The following is a 19,686-nucleotide window of genomic DNA, read 5'->3' on the forward strand; positions in this document are numbered from 1 at the left end:
TTTCCTATTACATTTGCGGCGGAATATATAAATTCAAAAATACATACACAGTCATATTTCCGATATCTACTAAAAAATGAGCAAACAGACTATAACGTAAACTGTTCGTTTTTAAACGAATGACACTCCATACAATCCCCATTATGAAAAGTGATATGTATAATTGATTCGATCGATTCGCAATAGAAAATACGCCCCACATCATCGGATGACTAACAACAAACAACAAAGTTGAATAAATTATTACTACACTCTTAGAAAAACCTTTACCCGCATCAAAAACAAGCCCTCTCCAGTACCCCTCTTCAAACAATGGATTTATACAAGCAAACAAAATCCAATACAAAATATACGATGGATACTCTATCAATAAATCATAATTTAGCAATAAAATTCCTAGTATCGGAAAAATACCAATCAGAACTGCTAGGAAAAACAAAGGCTTGCTCTGCTTACCTTTTTGAAACCACCCTTTTACATCTTCCTTTGTACAAAAAATAAAGAGCATACTCCCCATCAATGTCCAATATAAAACCGCTGTTACAATCCAAGTCCATTCTTTCAAATATAGATAGCATAACTTTGTCCCTAAATACCCTAATAAAATGATTAAAATAGGCGAAACCAATACAAATATACGATTTCGTCTTTGCTCTAATGAAAAAACCAATCAGACTCTTCCCTTATATATTAATCTTAAAATTTTTATTCCAATTTATTTAAATACGACATCCCTCATCATATTCCTGTATTTAACATTTCTTTTGTCATTTTAACCGAGGAGACCCCTTCCTCTAAACGAAGTAAAGGTTGGGGATGAATCAGTTTTTTCTTTTTTAAAAGAAAATTGCATTTATTCAGAACGTACGTTTTATTTCGGTGTATAATTGTCTTATCAAACAAAATGAGGTGAGAACAGGTGAAGAAAGCGTATTTTCCGAAGCGAATCTATAAGACAGATGTACCGCATGAAATGGTAGATAGATTGACACAGACAATAGAAACATGTAATACAGCGAAACGATATGCGTTTCAAATGATCGTCCGAGAAAAACACTGAAACCGTAAGTTGCATACAGATAGTCTTCATCTTGTTCTCAATAGGAAGAAAGTGGCTATACCCTTTCTGTTTTCCTCGGAAGACAAAAAGAGGTCGTCTTACCTAAGGACACTACTGAATTTCTAAATCGGTGTATCCTTTTTGTTGAACAAAAGGAAGTGTTTTTGCGAAGGCAGAAACACTAGAATCTCCCACCTAGCTCAAGCTCATGCAGAGGTAGGTGGGAGTAGTTCAATATATAGTAAGTATAAAAAGGAGAATCATTTCATGAAACTAAAAAACACAACTATACACGAACAAATGAAGCAATATCCTGTAGCTGGACTCAGTTTAGCTATTATTCGTAACGGTAAACTAGATCACGCTGAAGAATTTGGTTTACTTGAGACAGGAATTGCTAGAAAAGTTACCGTAAATTCTGTTTTTAATGCTTGTTCTATAAGCAAATTCCTCACAGCGATGCTCGTATTGAAATTAACGGATCAAGGAATGCTCGACCTAGATGAAAATGTGAATAAGAAACTTGTTTCCTGGAAGATTCCTGAAAATGAATTTACCCGTAATAAGAAAGTTACTATAAGAAATCTATTAAGCCATCAATCTGGAATTATCGATCCTCCCAATAGTTTTGATCTATTTCATTCTGCTCAAGGAAAACCTACAATGCTAGAACTTCTTCAAGGTAACACACCATATTGCCCAGTACCTATTGAGATCAGTTATGAACCAGAAAGTGAATCTCACTATTCGGATGCAGGTTTTTGTATATTAGAGCAATTAATAGAAGATGTCACAGGGAAATCATTTGAGCGACTAGTAAAAGAATTCATATTCGAACCTTTAAATATGAAACATAGTACGCTAGAATATCCTCCACAAGAAGACAAACATGACTACTTTGCTTGTGGTCATAATAAAAAGGGACATCTAGTAGATGAACGATATCCATTCTATCCCTATCCAGCTGCTTCAGGACTGTGGTCAACCCCAACAGATTTAGCTGCCTTAGTAATAGAAGTTATCCAATCTTTACAGGAATCTAGTAAACTAGGAATTTCCCCGAATATAATCAAGGAAATGATTTCCCCGCAAGGGTGTTCACGTTGGACTGGATTAGGATTATTTTTGGATACTTCAGGCCAAGAATTAGAGATTACTTCACTTGGTTGGGGGATTGGATTTCAATGTATGATCATTGCATATCCATATAAAAAGACTGGTGCTGTCATTATGACAAATTCAGACTTAGGTGTTCATCAGATGAAAGGGATTATTGGGGATATTATTAACTCATTAGAACTATAGAAAGCTTGAGTAATGGCTTACAATCATAAGGACTATAATTTTAAAAAAGCTAGCAAAAGGCTAGCTTTTTTAATTCTGACAAGTAACATTACATTTTTCATCCAATTATCATTCTTCTTTTTTCACTTTGCTTATTTATTATCATAATTCGAATTGTCTTATGATTTATTCTTCCTCTCTAAATTTAGTAAACTAACATCATAAAAAAGCTGGAAATCAGTTTTTTTACTTTATATACTATTTTTAGCTACAATTTTCAAATGCTCCGGTGCAATGATTTCCTTTATGCTTTCTTGAAAATCCTCGTGAAGCATTTCTTCAAGATGCTCCAATGATACTTCAAGCGGTGTACACTCTAATGTTTCAATGTTTAATAAGGAATAATGTTCTTTTTTCTTTATCACTAAATATTGATTTTCTTCCGTTACAAGTAAAGAACCTAAACGAATTCCGAGTAAACGCTGATCATCAAACTTCATATTATATCCCTCGCTCTATTAATGGCTATGTTACACCTCGTAATTTTACACATTTTAACAAATATGTTTATATTTAAAATCTATCATATTTTAAAAGAATATGTAATATGGTGTTATCATTCTCTGAAAATTACCTATTAAAACTCACAGTACAAATTTCTATGCATTCTCTCTGTAATCTTCTTAATTCTCTATATATTTCGGTGTAAAAAAACTTTCTCAACATATCAAGGGTATTTTTCAGTTTCAGCATGTAATAGAATGCATTATAATAAGGCTAATAAGAGCTTGACCTCTCCTAATTCATGTACATATAGTTGATCGGTGCAATTTGTTACCGGTCTATTTTTTTGCTATTTTATTCAGCGCTACATCTTCTTTTTGGAAAATTAAAAATAAAGATGCTGCATCCCGACCTACACCACAAAGAAGTGCTGACCCTCTTTGGGATTGCCAAGGTAAGCCTATATAATATAATCCATTCACTTGACTGACACCCCTTGAATGAATTGGTGCCCCTACTTCATTCATTGCACCTTCTATTTCAATCCATCGATAATTTGGTATAAAACCTGTAGACCATACTATATTCTGAACAGTAAATGCACTATTATCTGAAAAAACGACTTCATTTTGCAACGCACTTACTACTTTGGGTTTCACTATTATTCTTCTATCGCGAATAAGCTGTTTGCATGCAAAACCAAAAATAGGATCTTTCCGCATTTGAAACCACTTTCCCCGTTTTGTATCTATTCCGGCATATAATAATCCTATTTTCTCAAGCCAAGAAAAAATACTCTTCCTCATAATTTTTAGTGGTAAAAAGCTAAGAGGATGACTTACAGCAACCATAACATCACGCGATTTCGCGAGCTCTACGGCAATTTGTGCACCTGAATTCCCGCCCCCTACTACAAGAACTGGCCCTTCTGGAATTTGCAATGGTGATTGATATTGTGAAGAATGAATTTGAAATATATCGTTTGAAAGATTGTGAGAAATTTGAGGAATAAACGGTTGCTGAAAAGCACCTGATGCGATAATAACCCTTTTTGATTTTAAAATTTCGTTAGGAGTATATACCTCAAACTCATTCCCCCGTTTTCTTACTTTTAAAACATCTGTATTTAGCTTCACTGGCAAAGAAAAATATTGTGCATACGCTTCTAAATAATCTGCAATCTCATCTTTCGTAGGATATTCATCTTGACTTCCATCTAACTTCATACCTGGTAATGCACTATACGCTCTTGTTGTAAACAATTGTAAAGAATCGTATCGATTTCTCCACGAATCACCAATCCTCTTTTTTTCATCTAATAGGACAAAATTATAGTTACCTTGCTTCAAATAATACCCCATAGCTAGACCAGCTTGACCTGCCCCTACTATAATGACATCTAACATTTTTCCATCCCCTTTTATCATGAACATATGAACAATTGTTCATATGTTCATATGTTTGGTTCCATCATATAAATTTTCTTTTTACAAATCAAGGAAAACATTTCTCTTTCTACTCAACATGTAAACGTAAAAAAGCACCATCTTAGTGATAAGAAACTTTTCCTTATCACTAAGATGGTGCTTTTAAAAATTTAAAAGATAAACAATCTATGCTACAACATCCACATACTTTATATTTGAATTACTTCTCGCCAGAAAACACTAAAGCTACTTCTGATCTTCGGTTTGTTTTCATCTCAAGATTGTTATTCCATTCGTCCAGTTCGTAACGCCACCGCCCAATCATTTCTCCCATTATACTCTGCACGCTCAGCAGCTTTCTCCCAATCATATGGTACTGAAATTTGTTCTATAATCCACCGTGCTGATTCCTTTTCCAGTACTGCATAATTAGCGAGCGGTGATCCTGATTCCATTTTATGAGGAATGGGCCAGTCATCTTTGTAAGCTGGAAGACCAACACTCCCTGGATTGATAACTACTTTCCTGTTTGGCAAATATACAACTCTAGGAATATGAGTATGTCCACATACGATTATTTGTTGCTCTATGTTTTGAAGGTGTTTCATAATTTCATCTGTAGTCTTCAATATCCCGCCATCTTCTGTCATTTTTTCTAGCAAATATATTTCATCCGAATCTGGTGTTCCATGACAGAATAGAATGTCTTCCATAATATATTGAGAAGACTGTTCCTTTAGCCAATTTAAATGCTCAGTTGTTAATAACATTTTTACTTCATTTAGCGTAACTGATGAATCTTGTACTGACTCCCATAGCATTCGATCGCAGTTACCTCTAATATGATTCATCTTATGCTCCATTAAAATCTTGATTGTTCCTACAGGATCTATGGGACCATACACACTATCCCCTAAATTAAAAATCAAATCAACATTACGACGTAAGATATCTTTTAATACCGCTTCTAACGCAAAACTATTTCCATGAATATCTGAAATAATAGCTACTTTCTGTTTCATAGGAGCACCTGCCATTCCAAAATTCTAATATATTCTTTCAAAAAAACTTCCAACATCTACATTTACACTCAGTTTATTTATAAACATCTGCCGCAAGCTCCTTTAAAAGTCCAATGTTTATTACTTCAAAATATCCATTATGCTTTCTTATTACACTTTTGTCACAAAGCGTATTTAATGTTCGCAGTAAGTGCCTATAGCTTGTTCCTAATAATTCCGATGTCTCAGTTAAATTTCCATTAAATATAATCCTTTGTTCATAATGAGTAATCCTTTCCCCGGTCGCAAGAATGTAACTTGCTAGTCTATTCTCAAGAGGGTACAGTAAATTAATTGTGCTATTTTTTGAAAGTCTATTTAATTTCTGAGCCAAAGAACTACAAATACATCTTAAAAAGGTTGCATCGTGAATCAATTGCTCTCTCACCTTTTCTAAAGGTAGACCAATACAATAAGAATCTGCCATCACTTGGACGTTTGATGTTGTTTTTTGAGAGTGAATTAATTCTACATCTCCTAATATTTGCAATCCATCATAAAAACATAATAATACAGATTTCCCGTTACTTAATGTGTTATATGCCTTTGCTTTACCTTCAACAAAGAAATATAAATAGTGAATATCTTCATTCTCCTTACAAATATGTTCATTCTTTTTAAAGAGTAATAGTTCCATATATGATTTCATGTCATTACTAAAAAATGATTCAATATGATTCTGTCTTACATAATCATCTAACTTATGAGAATTGCTTATTTTCTTCATAGATCCCCCACCTCTGTAACTCTTTTTCATTATAAAGAAAATTCTTTCTTTTCACTATGACATATGTCATAGTAACTCACGATTTAATCATGATACATTACATGTAAATTTGTAAGGGGGAAACGTAATTGTATAATTTACTCTCAATCATTATAGGTGCTTTCATCGCCATTATGATTCCTTTAAATGGCATCTTATCTGAAATTACAGGGAATTATATGTCTAGTGTAATGATTCATCTCGTTGGATTATTTGCCATTGTTATTGTATTACTTGTTAGCAAATCCAAACTTCGTATGCAGCAAGGGATACCTCTTTACCTTTATAGTGCAGGAGCTATCGGAGTGTTTACCGTACTGTTTAGTAATATAAGCTTCTCAGTACTTGGCGTCTCTATCACAATCGCTTTAAGTTTACTTGGGCAATCTGTATCATCTATTATTATCGATCATTTCGGTCTATTAGGGATGAAGGTTGTAAAATTTGAAAAGAAAAAAATGATTGGATTACTTCTGATTTCTTCTGGAATCGTTGTAATGACTATTTTTTAATGGAGGGTGAAATGATGCTATATATTTGTATCGCTATTTTAGCGGGGGTTTCTATTGTAATTGCAAGAATTATTAATGCTAACTTAGCAGCAAAGATTGGGATTTTCCAAGGAACGTTTTTTAACTATATTACGGGACTATTTTTTTCTTTTATATTTTTACTTTTTAGTAGTGAATCTCTTCATGTGTCCAGTACCACATTACAATCTATACCGTTCGCAGCCTATTTAGGCGGTTTAGTCGGTGTTATTGTAATTGTATTATCAAACTATATTACTCCTAAAATATCTTCTTTCTATTTAACATTGTTGATTTTTGTAGGGCAATTATTTGTGGGAGTAGTAATTGATTTCTTTACATCAAGCGATGTATCTATCGGTAAAATAATCGGTGGTTTTTTAGTATTACTTGGACTCACTTATAATTTAATACTAGATAAGACGTACGAACCTATAAAAAATAGTAAGGTACAACTCTAATAGCATACAAAAAAATAGAAAAGGAATGAATCCGCTCGCTTACATCGGACTTATTCCTTTTTTGTACGAATACCTTCAGGTTCAACAATAGCGACCGATTGGCCCTGCTTGTTATTTGACTATTACCTTTCCATCCATCCCTTTTTGAAAATGGTACCGACATATCAGTTCATATGTACCGGGCTCATTAGGTTTCACGGTAATGGTTTTTTCTTTTCCTGGTTGGACTTCGGCGTCAATTCCAAGCTTTTTCACTGTGAAGGTGTGCTCTTTCTTACCTTGGTTTTTCAATATCAACTTTGTCGTTCTTCCAATCGGAATAGTGATGACATTCGGATTAAAGTAATCATCGTTCAACTCGACCTCAATCACTTTCACTGACTCAATAGGCTGTGTTACGACGCCGGATTCGGCAAATACACTGAGTGAGCCTGGAGTTGTCACAACCACAATCATCACAAGCAAAACGACCAATCCCGTTAACCACTTTTTCACAGACATTCGCAATCCTTCCTTTCCTAAGCACTATTGTTTTCCCATTCATAAAATAGTATCACTATCAATAGAGTTCCAACGTGCTTCAAATAGTAACTCTTTTATCTGAAACAGTGACAAAGAAAAAAGATCGACTCTAATGACGATCTTCTGGAATCCATTCTTCTTCAATTAACCTGCACCATTCGTTTATTTGTTATACTTCACATTCAAACAAAATATTTTCATCATCTTCAAGTTGATCTTCACTAATCTGGTCCGATTGTTGAAGAGAATGACCCGCATTTTTTTAACAACTTTATTATTTTTCAAACGACTTTATTGTAAAATTCCCCACCTACTATTTGTAAATAACTCATGAGATAATCTCCTGACATACTACATGTGGAGGTTTTTTATGAAAAGGCACCTATTAAAGAAAGAATGGGAATCTTCTTATCACGACAAACTATGGAAAATTGATTATTATATGGGGCCGATTGTTGGTTAGTGGCTTTGTATGAAAGGATGCATGAGCATCTACTTACTCGAACCATCCTTCATGCAGACGAAATAACCTTCCAAGTCTTATGCGAACCTAGGCAGCAACAACCAAGTCCTATCTGTGGTTATACAGTACAGGACGAGAGGACATCCCTATCGTTCTCTATGACTATCAACCTACAAGAAGCAGGGGAACATCCGAAACGTTTTTTAGCTAGTTTTCAAGGGTATTTACAAGTAGATGAATATAGTGATTATCATCAAGTACCAGAAGTTACTCTTGTGGAATGTTGGGCACATGCCAGACGGAAGTTTGATGAAGCCTTAAAGGCTTTACCTGATTCACAGAAGGGGAAAAAAGTGAAGTAAACAAAAAATAACTCCAAAATCAACTTTTATATTTTGGAGTTACTTTACGTTTACTTTTAGAATGTAATAAAAATTTAAATCACGCTACACTGCGATAATTTTCTTGTTTTTCTTTTTGCTGATTAGGTGCTTGAATGAAAATAGCGATAATAAATGACACGACACACAATACGCCAATCACCATAAAAGTTGGTTTGAATCCACCTAGAATTACACCGACAAAAGAACCTGCGAGTGCTCCAAAACCAAAGCCTTGATACACGATGCCGTAGTTTTTACTATGATTTTTCAGACCGAAGAAATCACCAACAATGGCTGGGAAAATAGTGATATTTCCACCAAAACAAAAAGCAACACTTGCTACACAGGCTAAATAAATGCCATAATTTAAATCCACAAAACTAAGAACAAAGACAGACGTAGCTATAACGACAAACGTTGCGGTAACAATTTTTAAACGGCCGATTTTATCTGACAATGGTCCCAAAATGATTCGGCCAACCGTATTAAAGATTGCAACTATAGCGACAGCATTAGCTGCTGTTGCTGCGCTAAGCCCTACGAGTTGAACACCAATATCCTTTACCATACCAATTAAGTATAATCCACTCATACATGATGTAAATAGCATGATAAATAACAGATAAACTTGTTTTGTACCTAGCATTTCTCTTGTTGTATAATCACGACTTTTTGTTTCATGAACTGTATCTTGTTCAGCGGCTTGATGGATAAGACAAGCGCCTATCACTATCATAACTGTAACAATTAAGCCCCAATATAAAAACGCTTGTGATACACCAACTGAATCAATGAACTTTGCATTAATGTATTTAAAAATCAGGCTACCCGTACCATATGCGGAGACAGATATACCAGCAATTAAACCTTTACGCTCTGGAAACCACTTTAGTAAATTGGATAGTGAAGTAATATAGGCTGTACCATCTGCGTAACCTACAACAACTCCTGCTAGTACATAAAGCATTAATAATGAGGAAACTTGTGAACTAAGCATCAAGCCAATTCCTAAGGCTAATCCGGATACCATAATGAGTTTACGAAGTCCCCATTTCTCTTGTAATTTACCTGCAAACAAAGTTGAAAATGCTAAAGAAAAGCTAGTGATTGAGAAGGTTATAGCAACAGCGTTAAGACCCCAGCCGTATTTGCTCACTAAAGGCTGATTGAATAAGCTCCATGTATATATCGTTCCAAGTCCCATTTGTACAATGACTGTACCAAGGACAACAAGCCACGGATTAATAGATGATTTTTTCATACCATCCACCTCTTTCGATTTGATAGCTTTATTGTATAGGATGTAAACGATTCCGTAAGCACTTACAACACAGAGCGTCAAATATATGAAATCAGTTACAGAAAAAGAAGGATGAAATGCAAAAAGCTGCTTGTTAAATACGAAGCAGCTTCTTTAATTCTTTTGCATAAGTACGGCTTACAGGTACTTTTGAATCCTCTTTCATAAAAATGATAAATACCCTTTAACTAAAATAATAGCTAAAGAGATATAACGGTGCGACTTTATGCTAACGCCACAATAGTAAATAGCAAAAAGAATAAACATATATTACAACCTGCTTGTCAAGGCGACTGATTTGGGGATACAAGAAATAAACTGATTAATAAATTCATCAATTTCTGCTTTTGTAATAATATAAGGGGGTAGTAAACGAATCGTATTACCATTTGTAACGTCCACAAGCATACCCTTATTCAGTAATTCTAACTGTAGTTTTTGTACGTTTTTATTCGTGTCATGAATACTAATTCCAAACATCATTCCACAATGACGTACTTCTTTAATAAAAGAAGGGTTTTCCTCCTGGATTTTTTGAAGTTTTTCATTTAAATATAAGGACGTTTCATAAGACTTTTGCATTAAACCATCATCAATTAATGTTTTTAATACAGCTAGACCTAAAGCCGTACCAATTGGTGAATGTGCGAATGTTGTTCCATGATCACCTGGTGAGAATATATCATAAAGTCGTGAACCTACTATTATCCCTCCTAAGGGTGTACCGCCTCCCGCCCCTTTACCAAATTGAATAATATCAGGTGTAATATCAAAATGTTGATAAGCAAACAATTTTCCAGTTCTCCCTATACCACTTTGCACCTCGTCAACAATAAATAGCATATTATACTGTCTACAAAGCTTTTCAACACCTTTTAAATATCCACCCGACAAAGGGTATATCCCACCACTTCCTAATACTGGCTCTACCATAATAGCAATCGGATTTTCTTTGAGTATGGTTCTTTCAAGTTCCTCTAAATTCTCTCGTTCCACTTCATATACAGGAATAGACGTACGAGGAAAATTCTGATATACACTTTCTTGTCTTGTAAAGTGAAGAGCACCTAATGTACGTCCATGAAAACTTTCTTTGAGTACAATCACTCCATCACGTTTTTGATTTGTTATATGTCTGTACTTGTGGATTAGTTTTAAAGTTGCCTCAGTAGCTTCCGCACCAGAGTTTGTATAAAAAACTTTCCCATCCTTTAAAGAATAATCGACTAATTTTTTTGCGTATTCAATAGCAACTGGGTTTAAAAAATGAAAAGGAAGATGTAAGCATCTTTTAACTTGTTCAAAGGTGGCTTTTATAATATTAGGATGATTGTAGCCTAATATATTCACTCCTACACCAGAGAATAAATCAAGATATTCTTTACCATTCACATCATAAAGCTTACAACCATCTCCCTTTTTTATAGCAATCTGCGTACGGGAATACGTAGACATTACATATTCTTTATCTAATTGAAACCAATTGGTCATGAGTGATTCCTCCTAGGTGTAATCACATTTTTCAACACGAAATTTTGGTACAACTTCTGAACTGACTGTACCATCACCCTATTTACATGTTGGAAAAAATGCTATTAAAAACCTTCGTTCCTTCTAACCTGTAAGGAGGTTTCAATAATTATATCCAATAGCTTGTTATAGGATATTCCCGCTGCATGGGCGCTTTTAGGCAGTAAGCTATTTTTGGTCATCCCCGGCAATGTATTCACTTCCATAACATACGGAATTCCATCTTTTATAATCATGCCCACTCTAGCATAAACACTGCATTTTAATGCTTTATAGCAGGTCATTGCAGCTTCAGCGACACGCTCATGTGTTGTAGCCGGAAGTTCTACAATCTCTTCAATCGTAGCGATATCATCGTATTTCGCATGATAATCAAAAAATTCAGCCGTATGTTGAATCGAAATGATTGGTAAAAGCTTTCCATCCAAAATAGAACATGTAATTTCTTCGCCCTTTATATATTTTTCAATTACTAGTTTAGAATCCCATTTGAATGCATGCTCAAGAGAGGAAAGTAAAGAATCCTTATCGTATACGATCTTTACCCCTACACTGGAGCCACCTGAATTTGGTTTTACCACTAACGGATACCCCATTTTATCTATTTCATCAAGCTGAAGCTCTTCCATATTTGAAAGATGAATCCAATCTGATGTTTGAATGCCCTCATAACGAATCATTTTTTTTGATACATTTTTATCCATACAAATACTGCTTGATAGCATGCCACTTCCGGTATATGGAACGCCAAGAGTTTCCAGTGTACCTTGAATCGTACCGTCCTCCCCATATTCTCCATGAAGTGCTAACAATGCAATATCAAGATTTCTTCCCTTTTCAACAAGCTCTTTTTTATCATTTAGTTTAATGGGCACTATTTCGTACTTACTCTTATCCAAATGCGCAATCATTTCTTCCCCTGTCATGAGGGACACTTGTTTTTCAGAGGACACTCCTCCCATAATAACGCCAACTCTCATTTTTCCAACTCCTAATTTTCATTTTTCAAAGTATCACCAATTATCTTAATTCCATTGAGAATATCTTCTTCCGTTAACCGAGAGAATCCTAATCGAAACGTATTACTCCCCCTTCCATCCGTGTAAAAGACATCTCCAGGAGAAAAAACAACTCCCTTTTGATAACATTTTTTCAAAAGTATACGTGAATGTATTCCTTCTTCTAACTCTATAAAAAGATGGAGTCCGCCATCTCCAGTCATTCTTTTAAATGAAATGTATTGATTACAAGAATGAAGTGCTAGTTCATATTTTTTCTTATAAATTGACTTGGCCTTTTTTAAATATTTTTCGAAATAGCCATCGTGTAAATACTGATAAAGCACTGCCTGATCCAATGTGGACGTATGAATATTACGTGCCCTTTTCATACTTTCCAAGTAGTGGATTAATTTCTTATCCGCTAAAATCCATCCAACACGTAAGCCCGGAAAAAGAACTTTTGAAAAACTGCTAATATAGATAACATTGTTCCCGGATCCGGAAAAGGTCAATAACGGCGCTAAATGTGAACCTGAATAACGTAATTCCTCATTAAATCCATCCTCCACAATTGGAATTTGATATTTTGAAAAAAGTTTCATAATTTTAGACCTTTTTTCAGAGGAGGTGACAATCCCAGTAGGGTTATGGTAGGACGGAATTAAATATGCAAAATCAAAATCTGTTTCGGACAAACTTTTCTCAACTTGACAAATATCGATACCATCATCCTTCATCTCCATCCCGTGGATTTCATATCCATGTAATCGGAAAAGCTTTAATGCAGTATGATGGGTAGGATTTTCACAAATAATACGCCCGGATTTTTTAGCTAAGGAAGACAATAAAATATCCAGGCCCTCAGTGAAGCCATTCGTGATGAGGATATCTTTGTTGGAGATGTCTACCCCTTTCATTTCCATATAATGAAGAAGGTAATGAATGAGAGGTCTGTAACCTTTGGCATATCCGTAGTTCAAAATGATATCTCCTTCATTGGATAACCTCGTCAAAAAAGCCCTTTTAAAATTTTCGACATCAAAAAGTTTTTCATCTGGGGCAATGCTATTGAATGAAATCATACCTTTTTCCCAGCGAACACCGTGCTTCATTAAATCTAATTCATCCGCTTGCAAGGTAACTTCATTGAGCTTTTCTTTCCAGTTGAGTTCGATAGATGGTGTTTTGGATGCATCGACTTTCCCTACAAAATTTCCTTTTCCCTTTATTGCATAGATTAGGCCTTCTTGTTCTAAATCTGCGTAAGTAGTGAGAACAGTAGTTCTACTAACCGATAATAATTTACTTAATTCTCGGGTGGATGGGAGCTTCTGATGCTCCAATAGTTGGCCTTTCATAATCATTTTTTTCAAATAATCCTTTAATTGGATATAAACCGGACGATTGTCTACAAACTTAAAATCATTAAACACTTCCTCGCCCTCCTTACTATCATTTTCACATAATTATATCTATCTCAAAAGGTCCACCATATATGTATTTTCTTTAACTAGTGGTATGGTGTTACGCACCTACAGCTTTTTAACAAACATCATAACTTTATTTTACATCTACACCTATTTTTATTAACCTACAATCTTACAAAAGAGAAAAAATTAAATCTTTTGGGAGCAATAAGGCATCTTCTTTGTTTACTACGTAAAATGATGTGTTATGTTAACCTGGAATACGATATACAAATCGCTTAAGATAGGTTTTTTAATGAGTAGTCACGAACTATTCATGATGAGAAATTTATCTTAAGGAGGATTCATAAATGAAAAATGTAATAACAAGTGATGGTGTTACTTTACATATAAGTAACAGTGGACAAGGAATACCTTGCATTTTCTTACATGGGGGACCTGGTTATTGGAGTTATCCTTTTGAACAAACAGGTGGTTCTCTTTTAGAAAACTTTATGGAAATGCATTATCTTGATCAACGAGGTTGTGGTCGCTCTTCACTTGCTCCAGAGGGAGACTACTCACTAAAAAGATTGCTTTTAGATCTTGAGGAGGTAAAACAAGAATTACATGTAGATAAATGGATTGTAATAGGGCATTCTTTTGGTGGTATTTTAGCTAGTAACTACGCTAAGCAATATCCTAACAGTGTCTTAAGTTTAATCTTGCTTAACTGTACACTAAACAAACGAGAGTCAAACCTACATCAAAGCCCCGATACGTAATATACACTATACTTTTAGATTTCTTTAATTGAGGGTGAGAATAAACTCCTCCACCTCTTCACAACGTGCATTAGAAAATCCACTGTCCTCACCAGTAATCACGAAGCCACATTTTTCTAGAACCTTAAGAGATCCGGAATTGTCTTTTGCAGCACGAGCATAAAGGGGGCGTATTGAAATTTGTTTTAAAAACTCACATAACGCTTTAGTTGCGATTCCTTTCCCCCAATATTTCTTTCCAATCCAATAGCTTACTTCTAGTTCATCAAACTGTTCGAAGCATAGAACGTGTCCAACGACGATATCTCCGAAAATGATCGTTTGCTTAATAATGCCCTCATTCGTGAGGATTTTATTCCAGTGTGTTAAGAAACTGTCCCACTCATTAGAATCTTTACCCGTAAAGGCTGCCATATAGTTTGCTTCACGGTCCTGTTGGTGTTTGAAAAAAATAGGAAGGTCATCTTCAATCACATTCCGAAGCATTATTCTACTCATCAAACTTCCCCCTTGTGTTTACTTTATTTTGGCAAAGTGTGTTCCTGTTTTTAATCAATGTATTATTTAAACTGCTAAATTTCATTTGGATTTTACTCAACAATCTGGCTCGATTGTTGAACAAAGAAATACTCTACAAAATAGATCTTTTTATCAAACTTTTTTTACAAATTATCATTCTTTATTATAAATGATCAGGCTTTTTTATATTAACTGTACTATGATTATAGGAGGATAGTTAGTTCAATATAAGAGCTAATATCCTCTTTTTAATACATATTAGAATTATAAACTATATTTGAAAATTCTAGTTTAATATGTTTACTATATGATCTTATGTTTTAAGGTGGAGGATGTTATGAAAGTACAAGAAGTGTTACTTGATGATAGTAAGAAAAGGTATTTACTTCTTGATGAAGGAGGAATGTCTGTAGTCCCGGTGATGAAGTATTTAGATACAACAGAAAAAAGCAGCAATACACTAAAAACATACTGTTATGCCTTCAAATAGCACCAACTATCCCTAGAATCAAACCTTTATATTTTTGTGAAAACATCTAGTTACTCCTTTCGCACAAACAAAATATTCCATATATAAACAATACTAAATTATGGAATATTTTTAGAGAATCCAAATATTTTTACATTCAGTTTATATATCATTTTTCTTTTATTAATAAAAATATCCCCACAGATAAGTAAATCCAAAGGGATAAAACGGTGCAACTTTATTTCAAAGCTACACTTATGCAATCTATTACCATGCTTACTACTCAATAGGAAAAAATGCCTGTCACTCCCTGAGAAATGCCGAAGCTGCAAAATTCATTCGACATTTCCAGGATGATCACAATGGATTATTTTTTATAATTCTATTTTCTGGTCACCACGTTTTTCTAGATTTTTAGCAGTTTTACTTTGGGCAACATCCTTTTGGTCTTTAAAGGTGCCCATGAGAAAATCATAGGCTGGGTTCGTAACACCATACCAGTAATTTTCATTTTTGAAGTGATGCCATAAATGAACCTTTTTCATCCAGCGCCCCCATGGTGATATTGGTTGAAGGGGGCGATGCGCGATATAATGCTTCCACTCATAAAATAATAAAAAGAGCATAATACCTGCAATAAATGCGTTTGTCATGACAAAGCTGGATGAAAGAAAATAAAAAATTGTTCCTGCAATTGCAATATTTGGCACACTATACCATAAGGGTAAAAATAATAAATGTAATTCATTCGGATTTGTATGGTGGTCATAATGTAGGCGCTTAAGCATTTTTAATAAAAACGCATTCTTTGGTGGCTTTAGATGAAAAATAAACCTGTGAGTAGCGTACTCAGCTAAGGAATACATAATCATTCCCAAAATAAAAGCACCCCAAATTCCGATAGAGATTAAATGTAGAATCATAAATCCAAAGCTAATGAGGAAAAGACAGCTCATGATCAATATATCAGGGTAGGAAAAATATTCTTTAAAATATTTTAGTTTCATTTATCACGCCTCCAGCTTTCTTTATTTTTTTCTATCTTTCCAAAGAGCCAAGCTTTTCTCCATTGTTGTCTTACACAATCTTTCCGCTTCAATTGCATCTCCCTTTAATGCAGCTTTTAATAAGTCATGGTAATAGTTGAAGGACAACCCACGATGATCTTTTACAGAAAAATATCTTTTCGCTATATCTACATAAATGGAATCGAAGCTATTTAAAATGAGTAGAAAGATCGGATTGGCAGCAAGCCCAGCACACCTTTTTTGCAAATCCCAATCAAATGCTGCATAGCTTTCTGCATTATCTTCAAGCTGCTCAAGATTGGCAAGGAGAGCAACCACTTTAGGTTGATTAAACGTAACAGCATCACGAATATAAGTCGGAGTCAACGAACTTCTAAATTCTAATAAGTACATAATAAATTCATCTGTAATGGTATGATGATTCTCAACAATATTAATAAGTGTCGTTAGATTCCCATTGCTCCAATAATCATTAATAATCGCTGGCATTCCTTTTCTCCCTGTTATCCATCCACTCCTTCCTAAACGTTGAAGCGCCTCCCGAATAGTTGGGCGACCAACACCAAATTCTTTTGCAAGCTCTCTTTCCGGCGGTAAAGTACTTCCTACAGAATATACACCAGTCAATATGGATCTAATTAATTCATTCTCAATTTTATCTGAGGAGCGTTCCTTTTCTTTCAAGCCATCGTCCCCTTTATTTTATGGTAATACATGTTAAAGACATTGGTAATACCAAAAATTATATAATAAATTTGAATTTTCTGTCAATAAAAAGGAGCGGATTTTTATAAATAGAATTATCGAACAAGCCCGTAAACTACTTAGTAGGATGGAAAATGATTGCTTAAATGCGTTGTTAGGATATTTATAAAAGAGAAAAAAACTCATTTAGATATACAACGGAGAATCGCATCATAAAGTAAATAGGGTTTTTATTCAATCTTATGAAAATTATTAGTTTAGCAACTACAGAATTTATAAGAATGCATGTTAGAATATCTGTTCAAAATAGATGATCAACCTTTTATATTCTAAAGTATGTGAAGAATTGTACTTAAAGTAACGGGTGCTATAGCGAAAGAAGAATGAATTGAATTTAAAGATTGAACCATGTTTTAGTTATTCCATTAAAGGGCGCGATTGTGGAACAAGAATTACAAGGGTGATACATATTATACATGACTAATATGTATCACCCTTTATTTTTTATGACTTTTTACGTTTTAGGTATTGATAAATTATAAATCATCGAACTTTATTTTAAATCCACACCCTAATATGTCCATTGCTATCTTAGAAGATAAACACCATCCTTACTTAGAAAATCAAGAAGAATTTAAGAATGTAATTCGCGATTTTGTACTGAATATGCCTGTTCTAAAAATACTCAGGAAATGTTTTACAACTTTTTTCTTGTTCCATATCATGTCCAAAGAAAACAATTGGTTTTTCATCTAAAACAATTTCCTTTAATCGTTTGATAGATTGTGAGGCCATTTCTGAATCAAATCCTGCGAATGGAACACCCTGCTCAAAGTTTTCCTGTGTGTAAGATGCATCAATTGTTAGCAAAACAGAACCTGACTTTTCCGTTTTAACGAATACTGATTGATGCCCTGGGGAATGTCCCGGCGTATAGAGCAACTGAACACCTGGCATTACTTCATAATCTCCTTCAATCATTTGATAGTTCAAACCTGGTAATATGCATTCCTTTAAATATTCTTCTCTATGTAAAGCAGCATCATGTTCAGTTCGTTGCACAATAATTGGTGTATGGCTGAAGCTTCCATTCCCACCAGCATGGTCAAAATGCAAATGAGAACTAATAACACAAAGAAGATCTTCTGGCGCATAGCCTACTCGTTTTAAAATATTTACAATTCTATCACCCTGCTTCATTTTAGGAAGAATCTGCCCCTCAACAAATGTTCCCTTAAAAAGATCTTCATTATCTACAGCGATTTCCGGCATTCCAGTATCTATCAAAATAGGACCTTCTGTTGTTTCCAAAAGATAGCACCATACTGGTAAATTCAAAAGTTTACCAGGGGCAAGCATACTATTAACAGAAGAATGATCCAACATACAGCGGCCAGCTGGTAAAAAGTAAAGTTTTTTAACGGTCATTCTATATCCACCTTCTCATATCAATTTGGATGAAACAATACAGTAATACTTCCGCTAATAACAAACTTTCTCCTTCTATTTCTTTCTTCACGTAATAACTGAAGACATAATCTGTGTTCTCGGTAGTCAAATCATCTTAAATACTACTTGTCCTATTAGCAAAAAAATGATGATAATTAATAAATTTTTAGCAATCTTTAATGGAATTTTAGGTAATGCAATTAATCCAATTTGGGAACCAATTGCTGATCCGATTGCCATTGCAATTGCGTAATTCCATTGGACAAATCCTGTTTGATAAAATATGATAAATGCTCCGCAACAACTACCAAAAATCAAAACTCTTGTCAGTTGAACTGCTTTCATATACGTGTTTTTTTGATTCATGTAATGTAGAATTCCAAATGTTGAAGATCCGGGACCAAATCCTCCATCATAAGCAGCTATAAAGAACGGTACGGTATTACTTACAATTGTTGTATCTTTGGATTTCTCCTCAACAGAAGATACCCATTGCTTATTTTTCAATGTAATAATTAAAGCAAATATCAATAAGATTAAGGCCATAATATTCATTGTTTGTTCTGTTACATGTGAGGTAATAAGTGCGCCACTCATTCCTCCAATCATAGCAATACAGACATTCACGATTATTGTTTTTACACTTAGATGCTTATTTTTTAATAAGTAGAATATGCTTGTCAGTGCAGCGATTCCTGATGAAAACTTATTAGTTGCAATTCCAACCTGGATAGGTACGCCTACAAGCATCATAGCCGGTAAAGTGATTAATCCTCCACCTCCTGCTAACGTTCCTATAAAGGCAGATACAATTCCTATTACTAGTAGAGTGAAAAACAGTGTGTCCAAGACAATCCCCCTCATCTCAAAAGTCAACCCCACGTAAATTTTACCATATTTAAAGCCACTGCATAAAAATCGTATAGCTACTATTTAATCTAATACTTTATTTTAATACGATCGTCTCTTCATTACATATAATGCCAAATCTAAAATAACGATCTAAATAACATATTAATTCACAGGTTAATTT

General features: G+C 34.3%; 22 protein-coding genes and 1 pseudogene. 7 read left to right on the forward strand and 16 right to left on the reverse strand.

Features of this window, described 5'->3' with window-relative positions:
- Positions 1 to 7 precede the first annotated feature (7 nt).
- Positions 8 to 670: a CPBP family intramembrane glutamic endopeptidase gene (locus ACIQ7L_RS24055; protein ID WP_400572248.1), complete on the reverse strand. Its 663-nt coding sequence runs from the start codon at positions 668 to 670 to the stop codon at positions 8 to 10.
- A gap of 249 nt (positions 671 to 919) precedes the next feature.
- On the opposite strand from ACIQ7L_RS24055, the gene ACIQ7L_RS24060 reads away from it, so the two are divergent.
- Together ACIQ7L_RS24060 and ACIQ7L_RS24065 are read left to right on the forward strand one after the other, a co-directional pair.
- Positions 920 to 1,060: a hypothetical protein gene (locus ACIQ7L_RS24060; RefSeq protein WP_400572338.1), complete on the forward strand. Its 141-nt coding sequence runs from the start codon at positions 920 to 922 to the stop codon at positions 1,058 to 1,060.
- A 267-nt stretch (positions 1,061 to 1,327) separates the two neighbouring features.
- Positions 1,328 to 2,365, forward strand: coding sequence for a serine hydrolase domain-containing protein (locus ACIQ7L_RS24065; protein WP_400572250.1), 1,038 nt, complete (start codon positions 1,328 to 1,330; stop codon positions 2,363 to 2,365).
- 230 nt (positions 2,366 to 2,595) lie between these two features.
- Here ACIQ7L_RS24065 and ACIQ7L_RS24070 read toward each other — a convergent pair whose 3' ends face one another.
- From ACIQ7L_RS24070 to yeiL, 4 genes are all read right to left on the reverse strand, one after another.
- Complete coding sequence (locus ACIQ7L_RS24070) at positions 2,596 to 2,844, reverse strand: hypothetical protein (RefSeq protein ID WP_400572252.1); 249 nt, start codon at positions 2,842 to 2,844, stop codon at positions 2,596 to 2,598.
- Between the two features lie 342 nt (positions 2,845 to 3,186).
- Positions 3,187 to 4,254 (reverse strand): flavin-containing monooxygenase, encoded by a 1,068-nt coding sequence (locus ACIQ7L_RS24075; protein ID WP_400572254.1) that lies wholly within the window; start codon positions 4,252 to 4,254, stop codon positions 3,187 to 3,189.
- A gap of 305 nt (positions 4,255 to 4,559) precedes the next feature.
- Positions 4,560 to 5,297: a metallophosphoesterase family protein gene (locus tag ACIQ7L_RS24080; protein WP_400572256.1), complete on the reverse strand. Its 738-nt coding sequence runs from the start codon at positions 5,295 to 5,297 to the stop codon at positions 4,560 to 4,562.
- Between the two features lie 73 nt (positions 5,298 to 5,370).
- The gene (yeiL, locus tag ACIQ7L_RS24085) at positions 5,371 to 6,063 is read right to left on the reverse strand and encodes a transcriptional regulator YeiL (protein WP_400572258.1); all 693 of its coding nucleotides are present in this window, start codon (positions 6,061 to 6,063) and stop codon (positions 5,371 to 5,373) included.
- A 128-nt stretch (positions 6,064 to 6,191) separates the two neighbouring features.
- On the opposite strand from yeiL, the gene ACIQ7L_RS24090 reads away from it, so the two are divergent.
- Positions 6,192 to 6,614: a DMT family transporter gene (locus ACIQ7L_RS24090; RefSeq protein ID WP_400572260.1), complete on the forward strand. Its 423-nt coding sequence runs from the start codon at positions 6,192 to 6,194 to the stop codon at positions 6,612 to 6,614.
- Positions 6,615 to 6,628: 14 nt separating this feature from the next.
- Positions 6,629 to 7,093: a DMT family transporter gene (locus tag ACIQ7L_RS24095; RefSeq protein WP_400572331.1), complete on the forward strand. Its 465-nt coding sequence runs from the start codon at positions 6,629 to 6,631 to the stop codon at positions 7,091 to 7,093.
- Positions 7,094 to 7,204: 111 nt separating this feature from the next.
- On the opposite strand, the gene ACIQ7L_RS24100 is transcribed toward ACIQ7L_RS24095, so the two are convergent.
- Complete coding sequence (locus ACIQ7L_RS24100) at positions 7,205 to 7,594, reverse strand: cupredoxin domain-containing protein (RefSeq protein ID WP_400572333.1); 390 nt, start codon at positions 7,592 to 7,594, stop codon at positions 7,205 to 7,207.
- 483 nt (positions 7,595 to 8,077) lie between these two features.
- On the opposite strand from ACIQ7L_RS24100, the gene ACIQ7L_RS24105 reads away from it, so the two are divergent.
- Positions 8,078 to 8,440 carry an IS66 family transposase gene (locus tag ACIQ7L_RS24105; protein WP_483861815.1) on the forward strand — a complete coding sequence of 121 codons (363 nt, stop codon included), beginning with the start codon at positions 8,078 to 8,080 and terminating at the stop codon, positions 8,438 to 8,440.
- Positions 8,441 to 8,519: 79 nt separating this feature from the next.
- Here ACIQ7L_RS24105 and ACIQ7L_RS24110 read toward each other — a convergent pair whose 3' ends face one another.
- From ACIQ7L_RS24110 to pdxR, 5 genes and pseudogenes are all read right to left on the reverse strand, one after another.
- Positions 8,520 to 9,722 carry an L-lactate MFS transporter gene (locus ACIQ7L_RS24110; protein ID WP_400572262.1) on the reverse strand — a complete coding sequence of 401 codons (1,203 nt, stop codon included), beginning with the start codon at positions 9,720 to 9,722 and terminating at the stop codon, positions 8,520 to 8,522.
- A gap of 133 nt (positions 9,723 to 9,855) precedes the next feature.
- Positions 9,856 to 9,933, reverse strand: a pseudogene (locus tag ACIQ7L_RS24115) (DNA-binding response regulator); the annotation flags it as partial.
- Between the two features lie 98 nt (positions 9,934 to 10,031).
- A complete protein-coding gene (locus tag ACIQ7L_RS24120; RefSeq protein ID WP_400572264.1) occupies positions 10,032 to 11,252 on the reverse strand; it encodes an aspartate aminotransferase family protein in 1,221 nt (406 codons plus the stop codon).
- A gap of 104 nt (positions 11,253 to 11,356) precedes the next feature.
- The gene (locus ACIQ7L_RS24125) at positions 11,357 to 12,271 is read right to left on the reverse strand and encodes a D-alanine--D-alanine ligase (protein ID WP_400572266.1); all 915 of its coding nucleotides are present in this window, start codon (positions 12,269 to 12,271) and stop codon (positions 11,357 to 11,359) included.
- 11 nt (positions 12,272 to 12,282) lie between these two features.
- A complete protein-coding gene (gene pdxR, locus ACIQ7L_RS24130) occupies positions 12,283 to 13,725 on the reverse strand; it encodes a MocR-like pyridoxine biosynthesis transcription factor PdxR (RefSeq protein WP_400572268.1) in 1,443 nt (480 codons plus the stop codon).
- A 344-nt stretch (positions 13,726 to 14,069) separates the two neighbouring features.
- Between pdxR and ACIQ7L_RS24135 the strand changes: the two genes are divergently transcribed.
- On the forward strand, positions 14,070 to 14,483 hold the full coding sequence (locus ACIQ7L_RS24135; RefSeq protein ID WP_400572270.1) for an alpha/beta fold hydrolase: 414 nt from the start codon (positions 14,070 to 14,072) through the stop codon (positions 14,481 to 14,483).
- Positions 14,484 to 14,507: 24 nt separating this feature from the next.
- Here the strand turns inward: ACIQ7L_RS24135 and ACIQ7L_RS24140 are convergent, their stop codons facing one another.
- Complete coding sequence (locus tag ACIQ7L_RS24140; protein ID WP_400572272.1) at positions 14,508 to 14,981, reverse strand: GNAT family N-acetyltransferase; 474 nt, start codon at positions 14,979 to 14,981, stop codon at positions 14,508 to 14,510.
- A 358-nt stretch (positions 14,982 to 15,339) separates the two neighbouring features.
- Between ACIQ7L_RS24140 and ACIQ7L_RS24145 the strand changes: the two genes are divergently transcribed.
- The gene (locus tag ACIQ7L_RS24145; protein ID WP_400572274.1) at positions 15,340 to 15,492 is read left to right on the forward strand and encodes a transposase; all 153 of its coding nucleotides are present in this window, start codon (positions 15,340 to 15,342) and stop codon (positions 15,490 to 15,492) included.
- Between the two features lie 353 nt (positions 15,493 to 15,845).
- On the opposite strand, the gene ACIQ7L_RS24150 is transcribed toward ACIQ7L_RS24145, so the two are convergent.
- The 4 genes from ACIQ7L_RS24150 to ACIQ7L_RS24165 all read right to left on the reverse strand — a co-directional run bounded on the left by ACIQ7L_RS24150 (position 15,846) and on the right by ACIQ7L_RS24165 (position 19,502).
- Complete coding sequence (locus ACIQ7L_RS24150) at positions 15,846 to 16,478, reverse strand: sterol desaturase family protein (RefSeq protein ID WP_400572276.1); 633 nt, start codon at positions 16,476 to 16,478, stop codon at positions 15,846 to 15,848.
- 21 nt (positions 16,479 to 16,499) lie between these two features.
- A complete protein-coding gene (locus tag ACIQ7L_RS24155; protein WP_400572277.1) occupies positions 16,500 to 17,183 on the reverse strand; it encodes a GntR family transcriptional regulator in 684 nt (227 codons plus the stop codon).
- A 696-nt stretch (positions 17,184 to 17,879) separates the two neighbouring features.
- Positions 17,880 to 18,632, reverse strand: coding sequence for a quorum-quenching N-acyl homoserine lactonase AiiA (gene aiiA, locus ACIQ7L_RS24160; protein ID WP_400572278.1), 753 nt, complete (start codon positions 18,630 to 18,632; stop codon positions 17,880 to 17,882).
- A 126-nt stretch (positions 18,633 to 18,758) separates the two neighbouring features.
- Entirely contained in the window at positions 18,759 to 19,502 is a 744-nt protein-coding gene (locus ACIQ7L_RS24165; RefSeq protein WP_400572280.1) for a sulfite exporter TauE/SafE family protein, read from the reverse strand.
- Between the last annotated feature and the right edge of the window lie 184 nt (positions 19,503 to 19,686).

This window comes from Bacillus sp. NPDC094106 (assembly GCF_044764345.1).
GTDB lineage: Bacteria > Bacillota > Bacilli > Bacillales > Bacillaceae_G > Bacillus_A.